Origin of the sequence: Parvimonas sp. C2 (genome assembly GCF_035282405.1) — a bacterium.
Taxonomy (GTDB): domain Bacteria; phylum Bacillota; class Clostridia; order Tissierellales; family Peptoniphilaceae; genus Parvimonas.
In genome coordinates this window covers 433,162-447,442 of the sequence record NZ_JAYKBP010000001.1, presented here as the reverse complement: position 1 = coordinate 447,442, position 14,281 = coordinate 433,162, and the positions used below count along the sequence as shown (strand labels likewise).

At 28.0% G+C, this 14,281-nt stretch carries 12 protein-coding genes; 9 read left to right on the top strand and 3 right to left on the bottom strand.

What is annotated here, in order from left to right; translation table 11 throughout:
* Genes rlmB through VJI95_RS02125 form a run of 4 tightly spaced genes read left to right on the top strand, consistent with a single transcriptional unit; the run spans window position 1 to window position 2,467 of the window.
* Window positions 1–738 carry a 23S rRNA (guanosine(2251)-2'-O)-methyltransferase RlmB gene (gene rlmB, locus VJI95_RS02140; protein WP_324010065.1) on the top strand — a complete coding sequence of 246 codons (738 nt, stop codon included), beginning with the start codon at window positions 1–3 and terminating at the stop codon, window positions 736–738.
* Window positions 728–1,249 carry an NYN domain-containing protein gene (locus tag VJI95_RS02135; protein WP_323998789.1) on the top strand — a complete coding sequence of 174 codons (522 nt, stop codon included), beginning with the start codon at window positions 728–730 and terminating at the stop codon, window positions 1,247–1,249. Before rlmB ends, VJI95_RS02135 begins: the two co-directional genes overlap by 11 nt.
* Before the next feature lie 7 nt (window positions 1,250–1,256).
* The gene (locus VJI95_RS02130; RefSeq protein ID WP_324010064.1) at window positions 1,257–2,027 is read left to right on the top strand and encodes a DpnI domain-containing protein; all 771 of its coding nucleotides are present in this window, start codon (window positions 1,257–1,259) and stop codon (window positions 2,025–2,027) included.
* A gap of 14 nt (window positions 2,028–2,041) precedes the next feature.
* Window positions 2,042–2,467 carry a deoxycytidylate deaminase gene (locus VJI95_RS02125; RefSeq protein WP_324010063.1) on the top strand — a complete coding sequence of 142 codons (426 nt, stop codon included), beginning with the start codon at window positions 2,042–2,044 and terminating at the stop codon, window positions 2,465–2,467.
* A gap of 123 nt (window positions 2,468–2,590) precedes the next feature.
* Here the strand turns inward: VJI95_RS02125 and VJI95_RS02120 are convergent, their stop codons facing one another.
* Window positions 2,591–3,478, bottom strand: a complete 888-nt coding sequence (locus VJI95_RS02120; RefSeq protein WP_323998785.1) for a PSP1 domain-containing protein — start codon at window positions 3,476–3,478, stop codon at window positions 2,591–2,593.
* A 419-nt stretch (window positions 3,479–3,897) separates the two neighbouring features.
* On the opposite strand from VJI95_RS02120, the gene VJI95_RS02115 reads away from it, so the two are divergent.
* Window positions 3,898–4,317: a hypothetical protein gene (locus VJI95_RS02115; RefSeq protein ID WP_324010062.1), complete on the top strand. Its 420-nt coding sequence runs from the start codon at window positions 3,898–3,900 to the stop codon at window positions 4,315–4,317.
* Window positions 4,318–4,479: 162 nt separating this feature from the next.
* Here VJI95_RS02115 and VJI95_RS02110 read toward each other — a convergent pair whose 3' ends face one another.
* Window positions 4,480–6,789 carry an ABC transporter permease gene (locus VJI95_RS02110; protein ID WP_324010061.1) on the bottom strand — a complete coding sequence of 770 codons (2,310 nt, stop codon included), beginning with the start codon at window positions 6,787–6,789 and terminating at the stop codon, window positions 4,480–4,482.
* A 1-nt stretch (window position 6,790) separates the two neighbouring features.
* Window positions 6,791–7,489, bottom strand: a complete 699-nt coding sequence (locus VJI95_RS02105; protein WP_324010060.1) for an ABC transporter ATP-binding protein — start codon at window positions 7,487–7,489, stop codon at window positions 6,791–6,793.
* 308 nt (window positions 7,490–7,797) lie between these two features.
* Here VJI95_RS02105 and uvrB point away from each other — a divergent pair, with 308 nt between their 5' ends.
* From uvrB to rlmN, 4 genes are read left to right on the top strand one after another with little or no spacing between them, the layout of a single operon-like run.
* On the top strand, window positions 7,798–9,771 hold the full coding sequence (uvrB, locus tag VJI95_RS02100; RefSeq protein WP_324010059.1) for an excinuclease ABC subunit UvrB: 1,974 nt from the start codon (window positions 7,798–7,800) through the stop codon (window positions 9,769–9,771).
* Window positions 9,764–12,601: an excinuclease ABC subunit UvrA gene (uvrA, locus tag VJI95_RS02095; RefSeq protein WP_324010058.1), complete on the top strand. Its 2,838-nt coding sequence runs from the start codon at window positions 9,764–9,766 to the stop codon at window positions 12,599–12,601. The genes uvrB and uvrA overlap by 8 nt, the downstream gene beginning before the upstream one ends.
* Complete coding sequence (locus VJI95_RS02090; RefSeq protein WP_324010057.1) at window positions 12,594–13,184, top strand: DJ-1 family glyoxalase III; 591 nt, start codon at window positions 12,594–12,596, stop codon at window positions 13,182–13,184. Before uvrA ends, VJI95_RS02090 begins: the two co-directional genes overlap by 8 nt.
* Entirely contained in the window at window positions 13,174–14,220 is a 1,047-nt protein-coding gene (rlmN, locus tag VJI95_RS02085) for a 23S rRNA (adenine(2503)-C(2))-methyltransferase RlmN (protein ID WP_324010056.1), read from the top strand. Before VJI95_RS02090 ends, rlmN begins: the two co-directional genes overlap by 11 nt.
* Window positions 14,221–14,281 lie beyond the last annotated feature (61 nt).

Here is a 14,281-nt window from a genome sequence, read left to right as displayed (position 1 = left end):
ATGAGTGACTATATATTTGGTAGAAATGCTGTTTTAGAGGCATTAGAAAGTGATAAAAAAGTAGAGAAAATATATATTTTAAAAGGCGATTTAAAAGGTTCAATAAATAAAATAATTGGGAAAGCAAAGGCAAATGGTATATTAATTTCAGAAATTGATAAGCATAAATTAGAAAATATGGCAGATGGAGTTGTTCATCAAGGAGTTTGTGCATTGATTTCAAGTTTTGAATATTCAACTATTGAAGAAATATTACAAATCGCAAAAAATAAAAATGAAGATTTATTTTTGGTAATTCTTGATGAAATTGAAGATCCACATAATTTTGGGGCGATTATTCGTACTTGTGAAGCGGTTGGTGTTCATGGAATTATAGTTTCAAAAAGAAATCAAGCACCGGTTACTTCAATTGTTCAAAAATCATCTGCCGGAGCAGTAAATCACATAAAAATAGCAAAAGTTGCTAATATTGCAGATACAATTTTAAAATTACAAAAAGAAAATGTATGGGTTTATGGTGCTTGTGGAGAGGCCGAAAAAATTTACACAGACATGGATTTTAAAGGAAATGTTGCAATAGTAATTGGAAATGAAGGTAAGGGAATAGGACAGCTCATAAGAAAGAGATGTGATTTCTTAACTAAACTTCCAATGAAGGGTAAAGTTTCAAGCCTTAACGCATCAAATGCCTGTGCAATTCTAGTTTATGAGGCATTAAGACAGAGAGATGAAAACTAAAAAATTAATAATAATCGATGGTTACAATATTCTAAATGCTTGGGAAAAATACAAACCATTTTTAAATTTGAGTTTTGAAAATGCAAGACAGGAGTTAATTAATGATATGGGTGAATTTTCAAAATTAATTGGAATAGATTTGCTACTTGTCTTTGACGCATATAAAATTAATTTTAAAGGAAGTTCGGAAGTTATAAAAGGAATTGAAGTTATCTACACGAAACAGAATGAAACTGCAGACCAATTTATTGAAAAAAAATTGGATGAAATAGGAAGAAAAATTTCAGTTTCGGTCGGAACGGATGACACTCTTATTCAAAAACTCGTAACACAAAGAGGTGGGATTGTATTAACTTCCAAAGAATTATTGTATCGTTACGAAAATTTAAAAAACAAAAGTAACCGTTATGAAACTAAAAACAGAATTACAAACAAAAGCTATTTCAATTCCTTAGACGAAAAAGCTTTAAATCAATTGGATGAAATAGAGAAAAAATTATTTGGAAAGTAGAAGGGTTATGAATTTAAAATTTGATATTGAAAAAATTAAAAATTACAAATCAAATTCTCAAAAAGCTAGAGTGTTAACCGAAAATTGGGTTAATGAAAATATGTATTGTCCTAGATGTGGGAATTTTAATTTAAATCATTTTGAAAATAATAGACCGGTGGCGGACTTCTTTTGCCCTTCTTGTAAAAACGAATATGAATTAAAAAGTAATACTAAAAATGTAAGTTTAAAAATTAATGATGGTTTTTATGAAACTATGATAAGGAGAATAATAAGTAATAAAAATCCTGATTTTTTGTTTATGAGGTATTCTAATGTAGAATGGAAAGTTAATGATTTAATATTTGTTCCAAAGCATTTTTTTGTACCTGAAATAATAGAAAAGAGAAATCCCTTATCTCAAAGTGCAAAAAGAGCAGGGTGGATAGGTTGTAATATTTTAGTTAATAAAATTCCTATTCAAGGAAAAATATTTATTATTTCGAATGGAGAAATCTGTAATAAGACTGATATTATTAATTATGTAAATATTAGTAATCGACTTATAACTAAAGATATAAAAAGTAGAGGTTGGTTAATGGAAATATTAAATTGTATAAATCTTATTCCAACAGTTGAGTTTAGTTTGGCTGATATGTATAATTTTGAAGATTATTTTCACAAAAAATTTTTAAACAATAATAATGTAAGAGCTAAAATTAGACAACAATTACAAATTTTAAGGGATAGAAAAGTTATAGAATTTATCGGAAGAGGGAAATATAGAAAATTATTTTAAAAATAGGAGGGAATATGAGAAAACCTTGGGAAGAATATTTTATGGATTTGGCGAAGATGGTCGCAACAAGAGGAACTTGTGATAGGGCTTATGTTGGTTGTGTTTTAGTTAATAAGGACAATAGAATTGTTTCAACTGGATATAATGGTTCAATTTCAGGGAATCCTCAATGTGATGAAATAGGTCATACAATGAGAGATGGACATTGTATTGCTACAATCCATGCAGAACAAAATGCACTTTTATATTGTGCAAGAGAAGGAATAAAAGTAAAGGGTTGTACTTGTTATGTAACTCATTTTCCTTGCTTAAATTGTACTAAGGCATTAATTCAAGCGGGAATTTCAAAAATTTACTATGAAAATAGTTATAGAATGGATGAATACGCAATAGAATTATTGGAAAAAAACAAGATAGAATATATTAAAATTGGAGATTAGATTATAAAAAACTAATTGATTGAACAAAAAAATAGAGTTGGTTTCAACTCTATTTTTTAATTATGAAATAAGAAGGTTCACGGATACCCACCCGATGCGAAGCATCGAGGAAGGGTGTAGTTTTTATCCTTGTAATAATTCTTCAATATATTCAAATTGAATATCTTCATCTTTTTTAGCGTAAGCCATATCTCTTTCTTTTGTAACTGCAATATCATCTACAAAAAACGGCCTAATAGTTTCTGTATTATTATCTTCATTAACTATTTTTACTTTTACAATTTCTGATAGAGTATAACTGTCAACTATAATGCCTTTACCTTCATTTGTTATGACATATGTTCCACAAGGTGGTATTTTTTTTAATTTTTCTTCATAGACATTTTGTTCATATTTCAAACAACACATAAGTCTACCACATGTTCCAGATATTTTGTTTTGATTTAAAGATAAAGATTGATCTCTTGCCATTTTTATAGTTACAGGAGCAAATTCTCCTAAAAATCTCTTACAACAACAAACTTGTCCACAAGAACCGATAGCACCAACTATTTTTGCGTGATCTCTCACTCCAATTTGTCTAAGTTCAATTCTGTTTTTAAATATATATGCAAGGTCTTTAACCAATTCTCTAAAATCAATTCTATTATCAGAAACAAAATAAAAAATTACTTTTTGATTGTCAAAAGTATATTCACAATCAACTAATTTCATATCTAAGCCGTGTTCATTTGCTTTTACTTTGCAAATTTCGATAGCATCTTTAGCTTTTTTCTTATTTTCTTCATGTATATAATCATCCATATTGTCGGCAATTCTCAAAACAGGTTTTAATGAAGAGACGAGTTTTGATTCTTCAACTTCTCTTGGTTCAATGGCTACATTTCCATATTCTATACCACGAGAAGTTTCAACGATTACATTGTCATTTTTATTTATACTAAAGTTACAGGGATCAAAGTAATAAATTTTTCCGGCTTCTTTGAATCTTATCCCGACTACTTTTTTCATTGTTCCTCCTAAAATTTATCCATAAATATTATATCACAATTTTCTGGTGAATACTAGATATATAAATGCACTAGATTTAAAGTTATTTCGATATTAATATGCATAAAAAACTATAAGGGAATAATTACTTTCTAAATTTTTTTGTTTTTTATATAAACGGATGATATTACATTTTATATTTTAACTTAAAGTAAGAATATTTCTATAAACTATTGAAAATTAGTATAATATATGTTAGTATATATGTATAATGTACTGTGTTAATTTGCTACTATAAACAAAAAATGGAATTTATATTCTTAAATGATTAAATTATAGACATTGAAAAATTTTAAAAATATATTTTTGTTGTATATATATTATTAGGATAATAGATTCTATTATACTTTTATAGTTAAATATGAAAAAGGTGATAAATTATGAAAAAATATAAAATAGGTTTGTATGAAGTAGAAATTGATGAAGAAAAAACTAAAAGTTGGTATGAAACTTATGATGGATGGAACTGTGAGTGTGGAGATTGTCAAAATTATTCAGAGGTTGCAAGAAAAAGAGAATTTCCGGATTTTTATAGAGATTTATTGGATATGTTAAATATTCCACTTGAAAAAGCAACTTATGTATGTAAATTGTTTGGAGATAACAATCAACACTATTATGAACTTAGTTATCGTGTTGCCGGAAACATTATCAGTAAAGAAAGTTCTAATGAAGATTTTGAAGACGTAAGTTGTTATCATGAAAGATACCCTTATGCAGCCTCAGATTTTCCAACTCCACATTTTGACCTGCGATTTTATATTTATTTACCTTGGATATTGGAAGAATTACCAAAATAATAACATATATATTTTAAATAAATTTTAAATTGTTATGATACAGATGTATAAAAACCCCTAAATCCTTTGTTAGGATTTAGGGGTTCACATCATTTTTGTCCACTGTTTTTTATGTTAAATATAAAATTATATTGATGCATAATAGAGTTAAATTATAGTAAATTATTCTCTGTTTTTTAAAACTTCGCTGAAATTCATTTTTGATATTCTATAAAATTGTAATATACTTACAAATAAATAAGTAGCAATAGTTATCACAATTGACATTATTACAATTTTTGGCGAAATATCAAGCTCTAAATATCCTGAAAATTTTAGCATTGAATAATACATTATTTGTTTTACTGTATATATTTCAAGTGGTATTAAAGCTATTAAACTTAATAATACTGTTAGAGTTACTGGTCGAATATAGATTTTTGAAATTTCTCTATTCGTGTAACCGAAAATTTTTAAATATGCAATTTGGATAGTATTTTTATCTGTTATTATTTTCATTAGACTGTAAGTAAAGCCTGCTAAGAATATTGTAGATACAGCTATAAATGCAGATAGCATTGGTCCCATGAGTTTAGACATCTGTTTAGAAACATCTGTCATTGAATTTTCATCTATTGTTGTTGATACATACTTTTCATCAATATCCAATTTTTCATCACTAAAATATCCATTAAAGAATTGTTTATTTTGTTCTAATTCCTCATTCAAATATTCTTGTTTTATAAAAGCTGAAAGATTAGCAGACTTTTTGTGTATATCAACTATTTTATAAATCTTTTCCTTGTCAGATAATTTTCCTTTAATTGTTATTTCATCTCCGACATATTTTCTAAGTTTTTTTGAGAGGTTTTCACTAATAACTATCTCATTTTTATTTTCAGGAAGTTTGGTATTTTCAAAGTATTTTGAATTTTCAGTAATTCCTAAAAGTAGGATATCTTCATCTGATTTTTTGATGCTGTGATAAACTCGTGCGGGTGCAGTTGTATATTTTTCAGCGTTTTTGTTATTTGTTTCTATAGGAGCTTTTAATACATATTGATATTTACTAATCAAATTTTCTTTTAAGTTATTTCCGTAGTTGTCGAATGTAGGTTTTGCAGAAATACCAAAAAGGAATAATATTGAAGTTATAAATATTCCGAGTATTATTGCTACATAATCTCCTTTGTTGGATTTTATAATTGATTTTCTAAATGAACCTAAAAAGTTTTTGTTGACTTTTAATTCGTTTTCATGTTTTGATTTTGTTTTATTTTTATAATGTTTTAAATTCTTTCTTAAAAAATCTAAAGGAGTAAAATTTAATTTCCTATAAATATAGATATAATTAAAAATTAAAATTATTGAAATAGGAATTATAGTTGTAATTATTAATGCTTCCAAGTTGAAACTAGGAGTGAAGTTCTGCATATTAAATGTTTTGTAGTAAACAGACTTAAACAAATTTGTAAAAACAGTATAACCTAGAATATTTCCTAAAATAGCAGCTAAAAAAGTTATTATTACAGAGTTTGCAATATAATTTAAAACGAGCTCTGATTTTTTATATCCATTCGCAAGAAGTATTCCAATTATTTCAGATTCTTCTTGTATTTTACTCACAATAGAAAGTGCAAATATGAATCCTATTAGCGTTACCATTAGACAAAGCATAACAATGACCATAGGCCTATCTCCACCCATATCGTCAATCAAATAACTTATAGCATTATTATCTTTTTTTGGAAGTTGTTCTAAAACTGTTTTTGAAATATTTGCAGAATTTACAACTTCTTTATTTTTTTCTTTCGTTTCTTTTTCACTTAGGTTTCTATCGTTAAATCTATATGAAACTTGATATTTTAACTTGCTTTCGTTAAAGATATCTTTGTCTTTATCAGATACTAATCCTACTCCAAAATCTATTGCATTAAATATTAAATCTGTAGATTTTTGAAAAGATGAATTATAATCTGGAGTTGCTATTAAACCAACTATTTTAAAAATACGTTCTTTATTATCTTTAAAAAATTCTTTTTTAAAAGTAATATTGTCACCTATTTTTAAATTATTATTTTCAGCAAATAGTCTATTAATAGCTATTTCATTTTTATTTTTTGCAAGATTACCTTCATTTATAACAGGGAAATTTATATTTTTTCTATTTGTATAAAGTCTAATTGTTTTTTCATCTTTATCATCTTTAATTTTATTAATTTTTGCATCAACGTAAGGAGCTTTTTCGACTTTAACATTAGTTTTTTCAATGGATTTTAATATTTCATCTGTAGGGTCAAATGCGAATAATATTTTTCCATCTTCAACAACTCCAGTTGACATAAGTTCATAATATAAAGTCTTGATACTTCCTGATGAAACTAACGTGCCTGAAGTTGTGGAAATCATAAAAAACAGAAGTATAAAGAGAAATAAATTTTTTGACCATTGAGCTTTTAATCCTCTAAGAATTCTTTTATTTAAATTTCTCATGTTACCACTCCAATTCTTGTGCATCCATTACCTTGTCATTTTCAATTTCTTGACATATAATTCCATCTTTTAGCCTTATTGTAATATTAGACATCTTTGTTATTTCTTCATTATGAGTTGCAAGAATAATGGTAGTTTTATATTCCTTATTTATTCTTTGAAGTAGGGATAAAATATCCTTTGAAGTTTTATAATCTAAAGCACCCGTAGGCTCATCACAAAGTAATATTTCAGGTTTTTTTATTAAAGCACGGCCTATTGCACATCTTTGTTGTTGTCCACCTGATAATTGTCTAGGATATTTATTTTTATGTTCCCATAGACCCAAATCTTTTATTAATTTTTCAATATCCATAGGGTCGTTATGTATAAAAGAACCTACTTGAATATTTTCTGTTACAGTTAAATCTGGAATCAGATTATAAAATTGAAAAATAAAACCTAAATATTTTCTTCTAAAATTTGAAAGGGCATTTTGTTTTAAACTTGAAATTTCATATTCATTTATCTCTATAGAACCACTGTCGATTTTTTCAAGTCCACCAATAGCATTAAGCAATGTTGACTTTCCAGACCCGGAAGGTCCTAATAGAGTACAAAGTGCACCTTTTTCCAAAGAAAAATTTATATCTTTTAAAACAGAAATTTTATTTTCACTTGTTCCATAAGATTTGTTTAAATTTTTTACAACTAAAAACATAAATACCTCCTTAAAAATATATTTCATTATAAACCAATTATAGCACTTTCAATATACGTTATCAACAAATGGAATTTAAAATTATTTGTCATAGATTAAATGATTTTTTAGCAAAAATAATTTAAAATATTAAAATTTTAGGTTATTGTATATTTATAAAAAATATATAATAAAAAGAACTTTTTAATTCGATTATGAAATATAATTTTGTGGTATATTAATTATATTATAGATAAAAAATATAGTATAATATAGATGAATTCTTTTAAATATAGTAAAAATATTTGATTAATAAATGGGAGTACATTATGGAGTTTGTTTTAAATTCAAAATTTAAGCCTACGGGAGATCAACCTGAGGCTATTGAAAAAATATCGGATTCAATTAAAAAAGGAAATAAAGAAATAATTTTAAAGGGAGTTACGGGAAGTGGAAAGACTTTTACAATGGCAAATATTATTGAGAAAGTTCAGAAACCAACACTTGTAATTGCACATAATAAGACTTTGGCTTATCAGCTTGCGAGTGAATTTAAGGAATTTTTTCCGGACAATGCTGTTGAGTTTTTTGTGTCCTACTATGATTATTATCAACCTGAAGCCTATGTACCGCAATCCGATACTTATATAGAAAAAGACAGCTCTATAAATGATGAGATAGATAAACTAAGACACTCCGCGACAATGTCTCTTTTTGAAAGAAGAGATGTAATTATTGTTGCTTCCGTTTCTTGTATTTATGGTTTAGGAGACCCGATTGACTATGAAAATTTAGTAGTTTCATTAAGACCAGGAATGATAAAAGATAGAGATGAAGTTATTAGAAAACTTGTAGAGATTCAGTATGTAAGAAATGATATTAATTTTATTCGTGGAACTTTTCGTGTAAGGGGAGACAGTTTAGAAATATTTCCGGTTTCTTCATCTGAAAATAGTATTAGGGTAGAATTTTTTGGAGATGAAATAGATAAAATTTCAGAAATTGATGCCTTAACAGGTAATGTTATTGGAACACGTGAGCATGTTGCAATTTATCCAGCATCTCACTTCGCCACAAGTTCGGAAAAAATAGAAAGAGCTATCGGTACAATTTCAAAAGAATTGGAAGAAAGACTTTTAGTTTTAAATGAAGAAAATAAATTAGTTGAAGCCCAAAGACTTGAACAGAGAACAAAATACGATTTGGAAATGTTACAAGAAATTGGATTTTGTAGTGGTGTAGAAAATTATTCTGCTCATCTAAGCGGTAGAGAAAGAGGCTCTAGACCTTATACTTTGATTGATTATTTTCCTGATGACTTTTTAATTATTGTAGATGAAAGTCATGTTACTGTTCCACAAATAGGTGCAATGTATGAAGGAGATAGAAGTAGAAAACAAAATTTAGTTGATTACGGCTTCAGATTGCCTTCAGCTTTAGATAACAGACCTTTAAAATTTACAGAATTTGAAAATATGATTAATCAAATTTTATATGTATCTGCAACTCCCGGCAAGTATGAAAAAAGCCATAATTTAGAAGAGGTTGAACAAATTATAAGACCTACTGGACTATTAGATCCTTTAATTGAAGTTAGAAAAACAGAAGGACAAATTGATGATATAATCGGTGAAGTAAATTCAGTTATTAAAAAAGGAGAGCGTATTTTAATTACAACTTTGACTAAAAAAATGGCTGAAAACTTAACAGACTATTTAAAAAATGTAGGAATAAAAACAACTTATTTGCATAGCGATATTGATACGATTGAACGTATGGAAATAATTAGAGATTTGCGTGTTGGAAAGTTTGACGTTTTGGTTGGAATAAACTTATTAAGAGAAGGACTTGACTTGCCTGAGGTAAGTATGGTTATAATTATGGATGCAGATAAGGAAGGTTTTTTGCGTTCTGAAACTTCTATGATACAAACAATCGGACGTGCTGCAAGAAATGTAAACGGAAGAGTTATTATGTATGCTGATAGAATTACAAAGTCAATGGATGTGGCAATTAAGGAAACAAATAGAAGACGTGAAATTCAAAATAAATACAATATAGAGCATAATATCACTCCAAAGAGTGTTAAGAAAGATATTAGAGAGATTATTCAAGCTACAAAGGTTGCTGAGGATAATGTGGATTATAAAACAGAAGATGTTGAAATTACAGATTATGAAAGTTTCATTGAAGATTTGAAAAATGAAATGTTATCTGCTGCCGATTCTTTAGATTTTGAAAGAGCAGCATCAATAAGAGATGAAATAAAGAGGTTAAAAGAAATGTGGGGATTAGATGTCTAAAAATACAATTAGAATTAAAGGAGCAAAAGTAAATAATTTAAAGAATATAGATTTGGAAATTCCAAGAGATAAAATGGTTGTTTTTACAGGTCTAAGTGGAAGTGGAAAATCATCTTTGGCTTTTGATACAATTTATGCCGAAGGGCAAAGAAGATATGTTGAAAGCTTATCAAGTTATGCAAGACAATTTTTAGGTCAAATGGATAAACCTGATGTTGAATATATTGATGGACTAAGTCCGGCAATTTCTATTGATCAAAAAACTACAAATAGAAATCCAAGATCTACAGTTGGAACAGTTACAGAAATTTATGATTATTTAAGATTGCTTTTTGCAAAAATTGGAATTCCAAAATGTCCAATATGTGGTACTGAAATTAAAAGTCAAAGTATCGACCAAATGGTTGATAGAGTTATGAAGCTTGAAGAGAGAAGTAAGATATTTGTGTTAGCTCCTGTAATTCGTGGAAAAAAGGGAGAGCATAAAAAACTTTTAGAAAATATAAAAATTCAAGGTTTTGTTCGTGTAATTATCGACGATAAAGAATATGAACTTACTGAAGAAATTGAATTAGATAAAAATAAAAAACATAATATTGATATCGTAGTTGATAGACTTGTTGTAAAAGAAGGAATTGAGTCAAGACTTACAGAGAGTCTAGAAACAGCTTTTAAATTTAGTGATAGTATTGTTAAGGTTAAAGTTGTTGATGGGGAAGAGATTTTATTTTCTGAAAAAATGTCCTGTCCTAACGGGCATATTTCATTTGATGAAATTGAACCTAGAACTTTTTCTTTTAACAGTCCTTTTGGAATGTGTCATGATTGTAATGGACTTGGAAGCCATAAAATTATAGATCCGGATTTGGTAATTCCTGATAAAAATAAATCACTTTTAGAGGGAGCTATTGAATGTTACAACATGACTACTGGGGAAGATGGATACTATTACAAAATATTTCACGAAATCATAAAATATAACGGTTTTGATGAAAATACTCCTTTTAAAGATTTAAGTAAAGAAACTATAGATGAACTTCTTTATGGGACAGGATCAAGAAATATAAAATTTAGGTTTGAAAGTAAGTTCACAAATGAAAATAAAACTTTTAATAAACCATTTGAAGGAATAGTAAAGAATTTGGAAAGAAGATATGCTTCTTCTCCAATGTCTTCTATGAGAGAAAAAATTGAAACAGTGATGTCTGAAATGGAATGTGAAACTTGTAAAGGAAAAAGACTTAATGAAAAAGCTCTTTCAATTTTTATAAGAGATAAAAATATTTCAGATGTTACTGCAATGTCTGTTCAAAAATTAAATGAATGGTTTAATGATTTAGAATTAACAGAAACTGAAAGTATTATTGGTGAAAGAATTTTAAAGGAAATTAGAGAAAGACTTAAATTTTTAAAAGATGTAGGTCTTGAATATTTAACTTTGGCAAGAAGTGCAGGAACTCTTTCAGGAGGAGAAAGTCAAAGAATTAGACTTGCAACTCAAATTGGTTCTGGGCTTGTTGGAGTTGTTTATGTTTTGGATGAACCAAGTATCGGTTTACATCAAAGAGATAATGAAAAACTTTTAAATGCTTTAAGAAATTTAACAAATCTTGGAAATACATTGATTGTAGTAGAACATGATGAGGATACTATTCGTTGTGCCGACCATATTGTAGATATTGGACCAAGAGCAGGTATTCATGGTGGAGAGGTTGTTGCACAGGGAACTCTTAAAGATATTATGAAGAGTAAAAAATCTATTACAGGTGCATATCTTTCAGGAAAAAGTAAAATAGAAGTTCCTAAACAAAGAAGAAAATACACAGATACAATTAAAGTTTTTGGAGCAAGAGAAAATAATTTAAAAAATATTGATGTTGAATTTCCTATCGGTGTTTTTACTTGTGTAACTGGTGTTTCCGGAAGTGGAAAGAGCAGTTTGGTAAATTCAATTTTAAATAAAGAATTGTCAAACAAATTAAATAGGAGCAAACAAAAAACAGGAAAATTTGATAGGATAGAGGGCTATGAAAAACTTGATAAAGTTATTGAAATTGACCAAAGTCCGATAGGTAGAACTCCGCGTTCAAATCCTGCAACTTATACTAAACTTTTTGATAATATAAGAGATGTTTTTGCCATGACTACAAAGGCAAAAATGAAAGGATATAGCAAAGGTAGATTTAGTTTTAATGTTCATGGTGGTCGTTGTGAAGCTTGTAAAGGAGACGGAACAATAAAGGTTGAAATGCACTTTTTGCCTGATGTATATGTACCTTGTGAAGTTTGTGGTGGTAAAAGATATAATAGAGAAACTTTGGAAGTAACATATAATGGAAAAAATATTTCAGATGTTTTGGAAATGACTGTTGAAGATGGACTTAAATTTTTTGAAAATCATCCTTCAATAAAAAGAAAATTACAAACTTTATATGATGTAGGATTGGATTATATTAAGATTGGTCAAAGCTCAACAGAGCTTTCAGGAGGAGAGGCTCAGAGAGTTAAACTTGCATCTGAACTTGCTAAACGTGGAACGGGACAAACTGTTTATATTTTAGATGAACCAACTACAGGATTACACATTGATGATATTAAAAAATTGATTGAAGTTTTAAATACCTTAGTTGAACAAGGAAATACTGTTATTGTTATCGAACATAATTTAGATATGATAAAAATTGCAGATCATATAATTGATTTAGGTGTTGAAGGTGGAGACGGTGGTGGAACTATTGTCGTAACAGGAACTCCGGAGGAAGTTGCAAAATGTGAGAAGTCATATACGGGTCAATTTTTAAGAAAAATATTAGGAGGACAAAATGGATAGATATATTTTAATTTTAACAGACACTTTTGAAGAAGTTGAAGCACTTACTCAAGTTGATTATCTTAGAAGAGCGGATATTAAGGTAGATATGATTTCAATTACAGGAAAACTTCAAGTTCCTAGTAACAGAGGAATAACTGTTTTAGCAGATGATTTGATTGAAAATATAAATTTAAAAGAATATGCAGGAATTATTATTCCTGGTGGACTTCCTGCTGCTTTTGACATCAGAGAGGATAAAAGAGTTTTAGAAATAATAAAGAAATTTGACGAAGAGCATAAATTAATTTCTGCAATTTGTGCAGGACCTTCAGTTCTTGCAAAAGCAGGTGTTTTATCCGGAAGAAATGCTGTAATTTATCCGGGAATGGAAGATGAGTTGCTTGATGCAAATGTTAAAGAAGATGCAATTTGTATTGATGACAATATAATTACTGCAAGAGGAGCAGGACTTGCAGGAGAACTTGCTTATACATTGATTAGAAAAATAAAAGGAAAAGTTCAAGAAAAACAAGTTCGTTTTATGTCCGTTGATTATTTGTTGAGGGATTTTATTCTAAAGGAAGAAAAGAATGGGAAATAAAAAAATAGAATTTAACTCTTTGAGAATTGAAGAGCTTGAAGATTTATTTTTGAGTTTGGGAGAAAAGAAGTTTAGGGCTGAACAATTTTTTAGATTTATGCATCAAAAGAAAAACTTTGAAATAGAAAATTGCAAGCAATTACCTAAAGTTTTAATTGAAAAACTAAAGGATATAGGATATATAAATACTTCTTCAATTTATACAAAGTATGAATCAAAGCTAGATAATACAAAAAAATATTTGATTAAATTATTTGATAATAGAATAATTGAAACTGTATTTATGGACTATGGAAGTTATTGTACAGTTTGTATTTCAAGTCAAGTAGGCTGTAGAATGGGCTGTACTTTTTGTGCTTCAACAAAAGAAAATTTTAAAAGAAATTTAACTTCTGGTGAAATGTTAAATCAAATTTATCTAATAGAGAATGATTTGAATTTAACTATAAATAATGTTGTTATTATGGGTATTGGAGAACCACTTGATAATTATAATAATGTAATAGGATTTTTGAAAATTATAAATTCTGAAAAAGGTAAAAATTTGAGCCTAAGAAATATTACAATTTCAACATGTGGGCTTGTTCATAATATATATAAATTAGCTGATGAAAAATTACCCATAACACTTACAATTTCGCTACATAATCCGTTCCAAAAGGAAAGAAGAGAGATAATGCCTATTTCAGATAGTTTTTCAATTGATGAAATATTAAAGGCTTGTAAATATTATTTTGATAAAACTTCAAGAAGAGTGAGTTTTGAATATACAATAATTAAAGGACAAAACGATTCAAGAGAACACGCTTTAGAACTTAAGAATATTTTGAAAGGCTTAAATTGTCATATTAATATAATACCTTTAAATTCAATAAAAGAGTTTGATGGAGAAGCTCCTAGTACAAAATATATTTATGTATTTAAGTCAATGCTTGAAAACTACGGAATTAATGCCACGATAAGAAAGAAACAGGGTGATGATATAAATGGAGCTTGTGGACAACTTAGACAAGGTGTATTAGAAGAGGAGAATTAACTGACTGTGAAGTCAGTTTTTTATTGTAAAACAACAAGGTTCCCGGGAACCCACCTGATGC

Excerpts from the sequence above, each read along its gene's own strand:
- VJI95_RS02105 (WP_324010060.1), bottom strand. The coding sequence starts at position 7,489 with ATGTTTTTAGTTGTAAAAAATTTAAACAAATCTTATGGAACAAGTGAA.
- VJI95_RS02120 (WP_323998785.1), bottom strand. The coding sequence starts at position 3,478 with ATGAAAAAAGTAGTCGGGATAAGATTCAAAGAAGCCGGAAAAATTTAT.
- VJI95_RS02110 (WP_324010061.1), bottom strand. The coding sequence starts at position 6,789 with ATGAGAAATTTAAATAAAAGAATTCTTAGAGGATTAAAAGCTCAATGG.
- VJI95_RS02125 (WP_324010063.1), top strand. The coding sequence starts at position 2,042 with ATGAGAAAACCTTGGGAAGAATATTTTATGGATTTGGCGAAGATGGTC.
- VJI95_RS02090 (WP_324010057.1), top strand. The coding sequence starts at position 12,594 with ATGGATAGATATATTTTAATTTTAACAGACACTTTTGAAGAAGTTGAA.
- VJI95_RS02130 (WP_324010064.1), top strand. The coding sequence starts at position 1,257 with ATGAATTTAAAATTTGATATTGAAAAAATTAAAAATTACAAATCAAAT.
- VJI95_RS02135 (WP_323998789.1), top strand. The coding sequence starts at position 728 with ATGAAAACTAAAAAATTAATAATAATCGATGGTTACAATATTCTAAAT.
- rlmN (WP_324010056.1), top strand. The coding sequence starts at position 13,174 with ATGGGAAATAAAAAAATAGAATTTAACTCTTTGAGAATTGAAGAGCTT.
- uvrA (WP_324010058.1), top strand. The coding sequence starts at position 9,764 with ATGTCTAAAAATACAATTAGAATTAAAGGAGCAAAAGTAAATAATTTA.
- rlmB (WP_324010065.1), top strand. The coding sequence starts at position 1 with ATGAGTGACTATATATTTGGTAGAAATGCTGTTTTAGAGGCATTAGAA.
- VJI95_RS02115 (WP_324010062.1), top strand. The coding sequence starts at position 3,898 with ATGAAAAAATATAAAATAGGTTTGTATGAAGTAGAAATTGATGAAGAA.
- uvrB (WP_324010059.1), top strand. The coding sequence starts at position 7,798 with ATGGAGTTTGTTTTAAATTCAAAATTTAAGCCTACGGGAGATCAACCT.